The following is a 12,211-nucleotide window of genomic DNA, read 5'->3' on the forward strand; positions in this document are numbered from 1 at the left end:
AAAATTCTGTTCGGGATTCCTTCAAAGTTTTTTGAAAAACAACAAAGCACTCACCAGACCCTGTTCGGGATGGCGGTAAGCTTCAGGGATTTCCCCGATAATGACAAAGCCCAAGCTTTTCCAAAGTTTCACAGCGGAAAGATTGGTAGAAATGACAAAATTGTATTGCATAGCCTGATAGCCCAAGGATTTCGCCTCATTGAGAGCGAATTGCCCCAAGAATCTTCCAATACCTTTCCCCTTTTGCTTTGGGTCCACCATAAACCCTGCATTGCAAATATGGTCTCCCAAATCAGGCTGATTGGCTTTCAGGTAAAAAGTGCCTACACGCTCTCCATTCATCCAAGCGATATAGGTCAATTTGTCCTCACCCAGCCAATAGCCCATGATCTTTTCCCGTGAAGAATCAGGAGCGAACACATAGGTACCACCTGCACGAATTATGGGCTGGATTACCCCCCAAAGGGATTCTTCATCAGCCCAAGTTGCTTTTCTAATTTCCAAGTCTAAATTCATATTCGAAATTGAATAATTCAATCTTATTTCACTACGGGAAGCAAGTAGGACCACTTGGAAAGGTAACGGCTGATTGATTTCCAAATGTTTTGACATTCCCCGTTACCTTGGAGACAAGCTCTTCCCATCTTCGGCCTTCGGCCTTCCCTCTCCCGTCTTACCCTGCAAATTAACCCAGTTTATTCAGACCGGGACTGATGATTTTTCGGGTATCTTCGCTTGTTTTTACCCACAGCCTATGTCTCAGCCTACTTCTTACCAGAAAGTCCCCGGTGTCATCATGGCGCTTTCCTCGGCGATCTTTTGGGGGATTTCCGGCACTTGTGCCCAGTTTTTGTTCGAAAAGAAAGGTCTTGACCCTGCATGGCTGGTCACTTGGAGGATGTGTATTGCTGGATGGATTTTGATATCGTTTTCTTTGATTCAAGAAAGAAAAACAGCCTTTGAAATCTGGAGAAAGCCGAAAAATGCCCTCCGTCTCCTTCTTTTCGGAATCTTGGGAATGGTCGCAGTCCAATACACGTATTTCTACAGCATATCCCTTTCCAATGCCGCCACAGCTACCATACTTCAGTACATTGGGCCTGTATTTGTGGTGGCCTTTTATGCTATCAAGCATCGAAAATGGCCGATTCTGATCGAGTATGCTGCTTTATTCCTGGCCCTTTCAGGCACTTTTCTCCTGGTCACCCATGGCTCTACCGAAGAGCTCGTCATTTCCGAAAAAGCAATTTTCTGGGGCATTCTTTCTGCCCTGGCTTTAGCTTTTTACACCATTCAGCCCGTCGGATTGCTCAGGACTTTTTCTCCGGCTGCGGTGACGGGCTGGGGCATGCTCATCGGAGGAGTCACTTTTTCCCTCGTTACCCAACCCTGGTATTTCTCTGGCACTTGGGACTGGGAGACCTGGGCTGCTTTTACTTACATCGTGGTCTTTGGTACGGTGTTGGCCTTCTATTTTTTCCTCAAGTCTGTGACGATCATCGGAGCTACCAAAGCCAGTCTTTTGACCAGTGTGGAGCCACTTTCTGCCGCTGTTACAGCTGTCTTTTGGTTGGGTGTGAGTTTCTTGGCGCTGGATTGGCTGGGTACAGGATTGATTTTGGGGACCGTGATTCTGCTCACTCTTGGGAAAAGCTCAGGGGAATCCACCCTTCAAGAATAAAAAAAGCCAGCCTTAAAGGCTGACTTTTCGCAGGGTTGGCGGGAAGTATTTTTAAGTGTTTGGAAAAGATTTATCCGTAGGAGGAAGCAACTTTGGTGCATCCTTTCGGGGCTGCTCCTCGCAAATTACTCCCTCGAAGGTCGGCGCTGCATCGACTCTATCCCCTAAACCCCATTGATTTTTTGGAATTCCAAACCAATGAAGCAAAGTCGCCGCAAAAGAGGTAGCATCGTAGGGCGTAGTCCCTGCAGCCCGAAACACAGTTTTTTCTTTTACCCAAGGAGACACGACTATCGCCGGCACCCGGGGCCCCATCAGGTCAAATCTAAATCCATCTCTCAAATCATTAGGCCAAGGCTTGGTGGCATAGGGAGGTGACACGTGATCACAAATCCCCCCCGGTTTGGAGAAGGTGACCACAAATAAGGTTTCTTCCCAAGCCGGACTGTTTTTGATGGCCTCGTATACCTCATTGAGGGCCCTTTCGGCGGGAACCATATCTGCTCCGGGATGGTAGGAAGTGGTCCCGTTTGGTGCGATCCAGACCGGTTCCAAAAAACTGAATGCCGGAAGTTTTCCTTGTTGGGCCTGTTTGATAAAATTTTCCACGGTATCGATGTAGTCTTTGGTATCTGCATCCACGCTGGGGATTTGACCTTGGAGGTAGAGGTGATAGGTGAATGGAACTCCCTGCCATTCGATGGCATTGTAGATTTTCCAGTCTTGAATCCCCTGATTCCAAAGCACTTTCCAAAGTGACTGTCTTCTCGGATATTGGGGCCAGTTGGCATAGATACTTCCTCCCTCCCAAGTGTCCAGACGGTTCATGGCCGAACCTGTCAACGCAAATGCCCTATTGATGTCCGTTCCACCCGGTACTGAAGAAAACCACTCATCGCTTGAGGCAAAGTTTTCTGCCAGGCCATTGAGAATCGGAAGCTGTTCAGGCGTCAGGGTGTTCATGACATCGGTGCTGGAATTGTTTTGGACAAAGCCCCTCATATCCGGTTTGGATTTGCCTGGATAGCCCGGATTCTTTTCATAAAACATCTGCTGCAGGCCATCTGAATTGTCATGAAAGGGGTCCTGATGCTGATCCGATAGATCTACCTTATCGCTGGGCTTACCGTCATTGAACTTTTTGGGATATACTTTTTTGTCCCCATCCCAATTGTAAAAGTCAGGATCCACACCCGCATAAGGGGAATGCTTCCCCAGGGTATGGATGGCTGACCGGTCCTTCTCGTATAACCAACCCACCACGTTGTCGAAGGAGCGGCTCTCCAGCATGTAGAACACCACATGCTTAATTTTGGTCCGGAAGTAGTCCATGGTACCTGGTGCAGGCTGGGTGGCAGTTACGGCATCCTTGGTCTGAAAGTACGTCAATGAAGCATATTCAGCCATTTCACAAGGCAATTCCTGTCCGGAAATCACCTCCTTTAGAGGTTCTTTTTCCTTTGGCGAAAAAGACCAAATGCTGTACTCTCTCTCTCCCGGTATCCAGGTGAGCAAGTGATCTCCCAATCCGATAAGGCTGTGCTGAGGTGTGATTTTATTCCATTTTCCTCCATTCACTTCCGGAATGGAAAGCGGCACGGGATTTTGAGGATCAAAGCTCCAAATTCTGAATGTAGACTCCTTGATGTGACGATCCAGTACATAGTTGTTCAAATAGATCAAGTCATGTCCTTCCTGAATGGTCGGAAACCCCCCTTGGGGAAGATAAGTGGAAGGCAAAGGGTCAGAAGAATTGGGTTTGGCCAGGTTAGGATCAAAATTATACAGCATGTATGTGCCTCTTCCCGCTCCTCCCACAAAAAAAAGCATGAAGTTGCCCATGGAGTAGAGTGGCAGATGGTCTTGCTCATGCGGATCATTTGAATAATGACTCCGGTAATTCCAGAACTTTTTGGAAGACCAAACTCCCTGCTGCACAGCAGGCCCGTTGAGCGGGTCTTGAGAGCTGGGATCAAACTCCAAAAGTTTGTAGGGATAGTTTTTCCCGTTGACCGCGCCTTCACCGGCTCCCCAAATCAGTAGGTACCCGCCAATTTGTGCAATTCTGTCAGTAGATTCAAGCTGTGCGGAGGATGCTAAAGACACCTGTTCAAAAACGGGTCCGTTGGTTAGCGAAAATTTCCAAATTAAATAGGAATTGGACTGGGCACTTCGCCCGATGAGAAAGGAAGACATAATTTAAAATTAATTAGTTGATACGTTCAAAAATCTGATGGTCAATTGCTGAATTGACTGAAAGAAATGTAGGGACAAAAACTCAAAAAAAATAAAATATTCTGAAAAAAGTGATAAATTCCCCTAAGTTTTATTCAATTTATATCAATGGAAAAAGAATCTCTTTTTTGAGGGGAAATTTTCAAAATTTAATTCATTCTAACTCATTTTTACCTAAAGTATGAAAAAAAGCATAGATATCATTTTAGACGGAGACGAAGATGTATTCACCAGACTTTTCTCTTACTCTGAAGGACTGCAAAACTCCAACCTGACCACCCTTCAGACCTACATGGCTCATTTTTTCAATCAGACTTTGGAAAGAGACGGCTACTTTGGAGCCTGGGCCATGGTGTGGAAAATTGGAGAACAATTCAATCTGAAGCTTTCCAGTCCCCACCACGACTTGAGAATATACCGGGAAAAAATCCCTGCTTTTTTGGAGGCAGGGAAATTAGGTCTTCAAATCTATGAACAGAACAAAGCCGAAATCCAAAAAGTAATTCAGGATACGGGCAAGGAAATGCGCTTTATTTTGCCTTGGGGCCTTTCTCTGGCCAGACCCCGATCGATTCAGCTTCTGCATTTCCCTCCCATAGAGACTTTTGTTTACCTGGACTACCTCTTTTCCCCTACCAATCGGCGTTGGGAAAATTTATTGGGCTATAATCGCTTTTCAAGGACTCGATTTACGCTCTTGGAAAGTATCGTGGATTTTGTGCCACTGGGTGCACCGGGCGGAGACAATGAAGGTATCGGGCATTTCGATGGTACTTTTGCCGACTATGTCAGAAAAATGCTGAACGCCCGGCTTTCTGATTTGGGAGGAGGAGTAACCCAGCCTGTGGTAGGCTATGGGGGTCCTGTGATGGAATGGCTGCAAAAGACTTTTCCCGACAGGGTAAAGGGGTACCTAAATCCTCTGTCTCTTATCTACCTTAATCTCAAAGAAGGGAAATCCTGCACCACTCCTGTCCTTTGTGCCAACCACCCAAGCAAATACTTGTACTATGCCGGCAAGCCCGACAGCCCGGAAAAAAGACAAATACTCGTCCAAGATTTGGTAGCCGCAGGATGGCAGGCCCACATGGCCAGAAATCCCTTTCAAAACCCGGAGTATTTGCTTCAAAATCTGCTTCAATTCTGGACCGACAATCCTAGATTAAAAAATATCATGATCCAGGAAGACCAAGAATACAGCTATAATCCCTAAAGAATGTTTAATTATTTTGGATATGGCTCCAACCTTAATCTGATTTCCCTCCGTGCCAAAGGAGTAACTCCCCTCCACATCCAAAAAGCAGTACTCCAAGGTTGGAAACTGGACTTCAGCGTGGAGCACTGGTTTGCTCATGAAGGAGGTATGGGCAACATCCAACCTACAGGAAAACCCGAAGACCGGGTCGAAGGCAACTTTTACTCCTGTCCAGATGAACAATTGCCCCAGTTGGATCAGTTGGAGGCTTACGGCATTGGTTATGACCGCATCGAAGTCGAGGTCCATACCGATTCGGGCAAGGCCAAGGCCTGGGTATATGTAGGCCTACCGGACTTTGTTAAACCCGGCTTGCTTCCGACTCGGCGCTACCTCAACCTCATCCTTCAAGGGGCTCGTACCGCAGGATTGAGCGAGGGGTATATTAAAAAGCTGGAACAACAAGAAATCCACCCTTTTCCTGAATTACCTGAATTCCAAGCTCCTCAGGGAGACTTCCCCTCATGGAAAGAATCGACCCTGGACAAGCACCCCTTGCTTACCGGACTATGCGGAGAGGTGTTTGACATGAGTAAGGCCCGGTGGAAGCTTGATTCTCTGAAACCCATCTTGGGAGGAAAAGACATGACCCTGTTCCATCTCAAAAGGCACGACACCAGCACGGGAGAAGAGACCTTCTTGGACTACCTTTCCGGCAATATCTCCAAAGAAGCCAAAAATTATCTCAATGCCTATTTACATGCCTATTGGAAAGAATTTGACTATGCTGGGAAACTAATCTACACTTCTTATCCCAATTCGATTTAACTTTTAAGATTGTAAACTTATTTCTACCTTATTAAAACTCTAGACCTTATGAAAAATTACCACCCTGCCATGCCTCATGGGCCAATCAAAGAAGTATTGCCAGACGTATTCTTTGTGATGGGCACCATGAAAAATGAGTTTTTCGGTTCGATGTGGCAGTTCAGCCGCAACATGACTATCGTCCGAGAAAACGGAAACCTGCCCCTTATTAACACCGTCCGACTGGAAGAGGAAGGGCTCATGGAATTGGAAAGTCTGGGAAAAGTGACCCATGTGATCCGAATTGGAGACATGCATGGTGTAGACGATCCCTTTTATGTGGATCGGTATGGGGCTGAATTTTGGGCGATGCCCGGAATGAGAGTTCAGGAAGGATTAAAAGTAGATCACGAACTGAAAGAAGGCGCTTCTCTACCCCTGAAAAACGCTTCTCTTTTCGTTTTTCATACCTCCAAAAGACCCGAAAGCATCATTCGACTAGACCGGGAAGGAGGCATCATGATTGCCTGTGATTCCCTTCAAAATTGGGTAGAGCCGGATGAGTTTTTTGATGAAACTACCATTCCTACCATGGAGGAAATCGGATTTTTCAAATCCGGAAATTTGGGTTTGGCTTGGATGCAGGAGTGTCAGCCTCAAGCCGAAGATTTTATCAGACTCAAAGAAATCCCTTTTGAACATGCTTTGTGTGGTCATGGTTACCCTTTTATCGGAGAAGCCACCAAGACCTATCACGAGACTTTCAACCGGTTTTTCAATATTTAACCTGTGAAATCCAAGCTCGATACCCCTTTCAAAGAAAAACTGCCTGGCTATATCGAGCTGAGGATACTCTGTGAATCCTATCCTCACATTCTTTTTGTGGGAAAAAGGGAAAGAGACCAAAAAAACGTAGTCTTGAAGACCCTTATCGAGAAATACCCAAAGAAAGAACAAATAGCAGGAATCACCAGAGAATACCAGATGGTGACCAAACTTCCCGTTTCGGGCGTCATCGAGGTATATGATTTGATCGGCCACAGCAATGGAAATCTGGCCATCGAAATGGAGTATTTTGGACTTTCTCTGGAAGACTACCGAAATACCCTTCCCGGTCATAAAATTCCGATCAGGGAGCTACTGAAAATTGCCCGGGATCTTGCCGAAATTCTGGGTAGAATCCATGAAAAAGGAATCGTTCACAAGGACTTGGTCCCCAGAAACGTCCTGATCGATCCATCTGATTTAAGCCTGAGAGTCATCGATTTCAGCGCCTCAAGCGAGTTGAGCAGAGAGCATCAGGAGTTTTCTTTTCCCAACAGTATCGCAGGCTCTCTCCCTTACATTTCTCCGGAGCAGACCGGAAGGATGAATCGGGATATCGATTACCGCACGGACTATTACACCTTGGGGATGGCTTTGTATGAGATGGCTACAAGCAATCTGCCCTTTCAGGCTCAGGACCCGCTGGAGTGGGTGCATTGCCACATCAGCAAAAAAGCCCCGGCTCTTAGGGAATCTGGCGAAGAATATCCCAGAGTGTTTTCGGACATCATAGCCAAGCTGGTCTCCAAAAATGCTGAAGAACGGTATCAGAGCAGCATGGGATTGATCAAGGACTTGGAAAAATCCGCAGCGCTTTATGATTCGGGAAACCTCGATCAGGAAATCACCTTGGGTCAGGATGACGTATCGGGTCAATTTCAGATACCTCAGCGACTTTATGGCAGGGATCAAGAAATCCAAAAACTGGAGACCTACTTTGAGAAAGCCAGTCACGGATCGGTGGAATTTTGTTTGGTTGCCGGCTACTCCGGGGTGGGCAAATCCGCCTTAGTCCATGAATTCGGACGGACCGTAGTCCGTAAGAAAGGATTCTTGATCCATGGTAAGTTTGAACAGTTTCGCCAAAACAATGCCTATGCAGCTCTGGCCAGTGCATTTAAGGATCTCATCCGACAGATCTTGGGAGAGCCCAAAGCCAGTCTCGACCGATGGGGCCAAAAGCTCAACAAAGCCCTGGATCAACATGGGCAGCTGATCGTGGATCTCATCCCCGAACTGGAACTCATCATCGGCAAACAGCCCTCCGTACAGGGGCTTTCTCCTTCAGAAGCTCAGAATCGATTTTTTATCACTTTTCTCAATTTTGTCAAGGTCTTTTCCCAAAAAAAACACCCCTTGGTCATTTTTATGGATGACCTGCAGTGGAGTGATATTCCCACTCTGAACCTGATCAATCGACTGGTAAGCAGTCAGGAAATGGGCTATCTGATGCTGATCGGAGCTTACCGAGATAATGCAGTTGACAAAGCTCATGCGCTCACGCTCACTTTGGAAGAAATCCGTAAAAAACGTTTGGTGGAGACCATTTTACTCAATCCGCTTGATCAAAAAGAAATCAGCAAAATCATTCAGGATACACTCCTTTGCACAGAGGAATCTGCCCAAACCCTCGGCAAAGTGCTATTTGATAAGACTGGCGGAAATCCATTTTATTCCACGGAAGTACTCAAGGACCTTTACGAGCAAAAAATCATATTTTTTGACCTTCATAAAAGAATCTGGGATTGGGATCAAAAAAAACTGGAGAATGTAAGCCATAGCGAAAATGTGGTGGATTTTTTGGTGAAAAGTCAAAATAGGCTTCCCGAAAGCACCCAATTGGTCCTTCAATTGGCTGCCTGCATTGGGGCTACTTTTGACCTGCAGACACTTTCTGTGATCAATAAAAGCAGCATGGAAAAGACCGCTGCTGACCTGTATGAAGCGCTCAAAGCCAGCATGATCATTCCCCTTCACGACAGCTACCGGCTGGTTGGGCTCACCTATTCCCAAGGTCCCCAGCTCTTTTTCAATCCTGAAGAAACAGACTCCCAGCATATCAATCCAGTCTATAAATTCCAGCATGACCGGGTACAGCAGGCTGCCTACTCCATGATTCCTGAGGGCAATAAGAAGCAGTTGCACCTTTCCATAGGCAGGCTGATGCTCCGCTTTATTACTAAAGAAAACCTGTCGGATCTCCTATTTGACGTGGTGGGGCACCTGAATCAGGGCAGAAGCCTCATTCAGGAGCAGGAAGAAAAAAAGGAATTGGCCCTACTCAATCTGGAAGCAGGAATCAGGGCTAAAGCTTCCTCTGCCTACGCCTCTGCTCTTCAGTATCTTCAGCTCAGTGTAGACCTCCTCGATGCCCACACCTGGGAAAAGGACTACGAGCTGATGTGGGCTCTCGGAGAGGAGATCCAAAGCTGCTACTACCTGACGGGAGATCTGGAAAACGCCGAAGAGTGGTCAGCGCTCATGCTTTCCCATGCCCAAACCCAAATGCAAAAAGGTCTGGTCCTCGCCACCAGAACAAGGCAGTATGCCACTACGGGTAGAATGAAAGAGTCCATTCAGGCAGCCTACCAGGGATTGGAGATGCTGGGCTATCATTTCGCCAAAAATCCAAGTCAACAAGATCTGGCACAGGAGATAGAGAATGTAGAGATCAATCGGGCAGGCAGAGAAGTGGCCTCCTTGATCGATCAACCTGAAATGACTGATGAACGTGCAAAAATTGCCAGTCAGCTATTGATGGAGATCTTTGCGGCTGCTTTTCTATCCGGATCCGGAAGAACCTTTCCTTACCTGGTCCTCAAATCCGTGAATCTGTCGCTTTCCCATGGCAAAAGTCCCGAATCTGCTTTCTCTTATGCAGCCTATGGGATGATTCTCTGTGGTTATTTTGAAAACACATCCGAAGGCTATCAATACGGTAAGTTGGGCGTGGAAATGATCGAACGCTACGGGGATATTTCCACGAAATCAAGGATTCTCTACGTGTACACCATGTTTGTTCATCATTGGAGCAACCACTGGTCTACCATGACCCCGTGGTTTCAAAAAGGAATTGAGACAGGCTATCAGTCCGGGGACCTGCTATACTTGGCTTACAGTGCACAGGATTGCATCATCTGGGATCCTAAGCTGGACTTGGATACCGCAATAGCTGAACATCGAAAACTGCTCAAGATCGTCGCCGACTGTGATTATTTGGATTCTTTGGATTCGGGCACACTATTTCTTCAAATGCTGAAAAACTTCGCCGGGCTCACTGAGGAAAAGTACTCCCTTTCTTCCAAATATTTTGATGAGGAAATCTGCCTTGAGGGGATGGCTGAGCGGCATTTTATGACCGGTATAGCCAATTATCATATTTACAAGGCAGAAATTCATCTCCTGTACAACGATGCCCAAGGAGCCTTTCCTCATATTTTGGAGCAGGAAAAACTCATGGCCTCGGTCATGTCTCTCCCCCAATTGGTCCGGTTCCATATTGTGGCGTTTTTAGTGAGAAGTTTTCTTTTGCCCGAAGCCTCCGAAAGCGACAAAGTTTCCTACCTGAAAAAAATGCAGGAAAACCACTCCAAAATGGCCCATTGGGCAGAGCAGTGTGAGGAAAATTTTGAGCACCTTCGACGGCTGATGGAAGCCGAATTGGCAGGGCATACCGGAAAAATGAAAGAAGCCTTGGCCAACTACGAGGCCGCAGCCCAACTAGCAAAAAAGCATGGATTCATCCGGGATGAAGGCCTAATTCAGGAAAAAACTGCCCAGTATCTGATTCGGCAGGGATTGGACAAAGCAGCCGAAGGCTATCTGAAAGCCGCCCATTACCTTTTCTACCGATGGGGAGCACACCGCAAAACAGAGGATATGCTGGAAACTTATCCCCAGATTTTCGAAACCTCCGTTTCGCCCAAATCCAGAACCCTAACCCAAACCTTACCCTCTGCGACCAGAATTTCTGATGAATTTAATAATCAGCTGCTGGATATTTCCTCAGTAATCCGGGCTTCTCAGGTGATTTCAGGAGAATTGGTCCTCGAAAAACTCCTCAAGGCCACCCTTCAGATCCTGCTGGAAAATGCAGGAGCTCAACATGGCTATCTGATCGAAAAAAGGGAGGGACAGTTCTCCATTCAAGCTAGCAATGGGCAGGATTTGAGTGAAAAGAAAGATATGGTTTTTTCTGATTCGGAGGACATCGACTTTTTGCCCATCTCTTTGATCAATACAGCAATCCGTACCAACACCCCGATTGTGATCGCCAATGCCACAGAGCTCAACCCTTACTCCCAAGATCCCTACCTCGTCAAAACCAAGCCTCTTTCCCTGATGTGTGTGCCACTTTCGATTCATAGACAGTGGAAAGTGGCCATCTATCTGGAAAATAACCTGACCCACAGTGCCTTTACCGAGGATCGGGTTCAGGTGATCAAGCTTTTGGCAGCTCAGGCAGCCATTTCTATCGAAAATGCCCGGATCTACGAAGAGCAGGAAAAGCTGCTCCATGCACAGCAGCGCTTTGTACCGGACCAATTTCTGAGCCATTTGGGCCACAGTGATATCGCCAAGGTAAAATTGGGAGAATCCGTGGCCATGGAAATGAGTGTGTTATTCTCCGATATCCGGGATTTCACTCCTTTGGTCGAGCTTCTTTCTCCTGAATCCGTCATCCTCCTGCTCAATCAATACTTTAGCAAAATCGGTCCTGAAATCATTGACCAGGGTGGCTTTATAGATTCCTTTGCAGGTGACGAAATATTGGCCTTGTTTGCTGTACCTGCATCCCAAGCCGTGAAGGCAGGCATAGGCATGGCCAAAGCCCTGATGGAATTCAACAAAGAGTCTGAAGTCTTGGGAAGGCCAGTCCTAAACATGGGAATCGGCATCAATACCGGTCCGCTGGTTTTGGGCACAATGGGTGGCGAAAACCGCATGCAGTGTACCGTACTCGGAGACACGGTCAATTTGGGGTCAAGAATAGAAAGTCTGACCAAGGTCTATGGATCTCCATTTCTGATCAGCGAGCAAACATTCAAAGCCTTGTCCAATCCTGATGTTTTCTCTTGGAGACTGGTGGATCGGGTAGCAGTAAAAGGAAAAGCCAAAGCAGTCAATCTCTACGAAATCCTCGATGCAGAACAGGAGGACAGAAAAAAAGCCAAGGAACGCTCTTTATTGCCTCTCCGGAGCGGCATGGAGGCCTATTTCAAAAGAAACTTTCATGAAGCTTTAGGATTTTTCGAAAAAGGCAGGGAAATCGACCCGGAAGACCGGGTATTTCCTATATTCATTTCCCGCTGCTTCAATTATCTGGAACATCCTCCCGGAAAAGACTGGCAAGGCTATGAGGTCCTTCAGCATAAATAAAAAACAGGGGGGCAGGTGGCTCTTGGGAAAAAATCCCAAAGGTCCTTTTCAATGGAAATCCAAAACGGATGTTTGGCTTTTTTAAAGGA

The 12,211-nt window shown here is 46.7% G+C and carries 7 protein-coding genes; 5 read left to right on the forward strand and 2 right to left on the reverse strand.

The window, feature by feature from the left end; genetic code table 11:
- Window positions 1-21 precede the first annotated feature (21 nt).
- On the reverse strand, window positions 22-516 hold the full coding sequence (locus AAA943_RS02460; RefSeq protein WP_338222659.1) for a GNAT family N-acetyltransferase: 495 nt from the start codon (window positions 514-516) through the stop codon (window positions 22-24).
- A 238-nt stretch (window positions 517-754) separates the two neighbouring features.
- Between AAA943_RS02460 and AAA943_RS02465 the strand changes: the two genes are divergently transcribed.
- Window positions 755-1,681 carry a DMT family transporter gene (locus AAA943_RS02465; protein ID WP_338222660.1) on the forward strand — a complete coding sequence of 309 codons (927 nt, stop codon included), beginning with the start codon at window positions 755-757 and terminating at the stop codon, window positions 1,679-1,681.
- 51 nt (window positions 1,682-1,732) lie between these two features.
- Here AAA943_RS02465 and AAA943_RS02470 read toward each other — a convergent pair whose 3' ends face one another.
- Complete coding sequence (locus AAA943_RS02470; protein WP_338222661.1) at window positions 1,733-3,877, reverse strand: alkaline phosphatase family protein; 2,145 nt, start codon at window positions 3,875-3,877, stop codon at window positions 1,733-1,735.
- Window positions 3,878-4,097: 220 nt separating this feature from the next.
- Between AAA943_RS02470 and AAA943_RS02475 the strand changes: the two genes are divergently transcribed.
- From AAA943_RS02475 to AAA943_RS02490, 4 genes are read left to right on the forward strand one after another with little or no spacing between them, the layout of a single operon-like run.
- Window positions 4,098-5,129, forward strand: coding sequence for a hypothetical protein (locus tag AAA943_RS02475; protein WP_338222662.1), 1,032 nt, complete (start codon window positions 4,098-4,100; stop codon window positions 5,127-5,129).
- A 3-nt stretch (window positions 5,130-5,132) separates the two neighbouring features.
- A complete protein-coding gene (locus AAA943_RS02480; protein ID WP_338222663.1) occupies window positions 5,133-5,939 on the forward strand; it encodes a gamma-glutamylcyclotransferase family protein in 807 nt (268 codons plus the stop codon).
- A 48-nt stretch (window positions 5,940-5,987) separates the two neighbouring features.
- Window positions 5,988-6,704 carry an MBL fold metallo-hydrolase gene (locus tag AAA943_RS02485; RefSeq protein WP_338222664.1) on the forward strand — a complete coding sequence of 239 codons (717 nt, stop codon included), beginning with the start codon at window positions 5,988-5,990 and terminating at the stop codon, window positions 6,702-6,704.
- A 3-nt stretch (window positions 6,705-6,707) separates the two neighbouring features.
- A complete protein-coding gene (locus AAA943_RS02490; RefSeq protein ID WP_338222665.1) occupies window positions 6,708-12,122 on the forward strand; it encodes an AAA family ATPase in 5,415 nt (1,804 codons plus the stop codon).
- Window positions 12,123-12,211: the final 89 nt, after the last annotated feature.

It is taken from the genome of Algoriphagus confluentis (assembly GCF_036245625.1).
GTDB lineage: Bacteria > Bacteroidota > Bacteroidia > Cytophagales > Cyclobacteriaceae > Algoriphagus > Algoriphagus confluentis.

What these genes read in the sequence shown, in the direction of transcription:
- AAA943_RS02465 (WP_338222660.1), top strand. Translation starts at nt 755, where the DNA reads ATGTCTCAGCCTACTTCTTACCAGAAAGTCCCCGGTGTCATCATGGCG.
- AAA943_RS02460 (WP_338222659.1), bottom strand. Translation starts at nt 516, where the DNA reads ATGAATTTAGACTTGGAAATTAGAAAAGCAACTTGGGCTGATGAAGAA.
- AAA943_RS02475 (WP_338222662.1), top strand. Translation starts at nt 4,098, where the DNA reads ATGAAAAAAAGCATAGATATCATTTTAGACGGAGACGAAGATGTATTC.
- AAA943_RS02485 (WP_338222664.1), top strand. Translation starts at nt 5,988, where the DNA reads ATGAAAAATTACCACCCTGCCATGCCTCATGGGCCAATCAAAGAAGTA.
- AAA943_RS02480 (WP_338222663.1), top strand. Translation starts at nt 5,133, where the DNA reads ATGTTTAATTATTTTGGATATGGCTCCAACCTTAATCTGATTTCCCTC.
- AAA943_RS02470 (WP_338222661.1), bottom strand. Translation starts at nt 3,877, where the DNA reads ATGTCTTCCTTTCTCATCGGGCGAAGTGCCCAGTCCAATTCCTATTTA.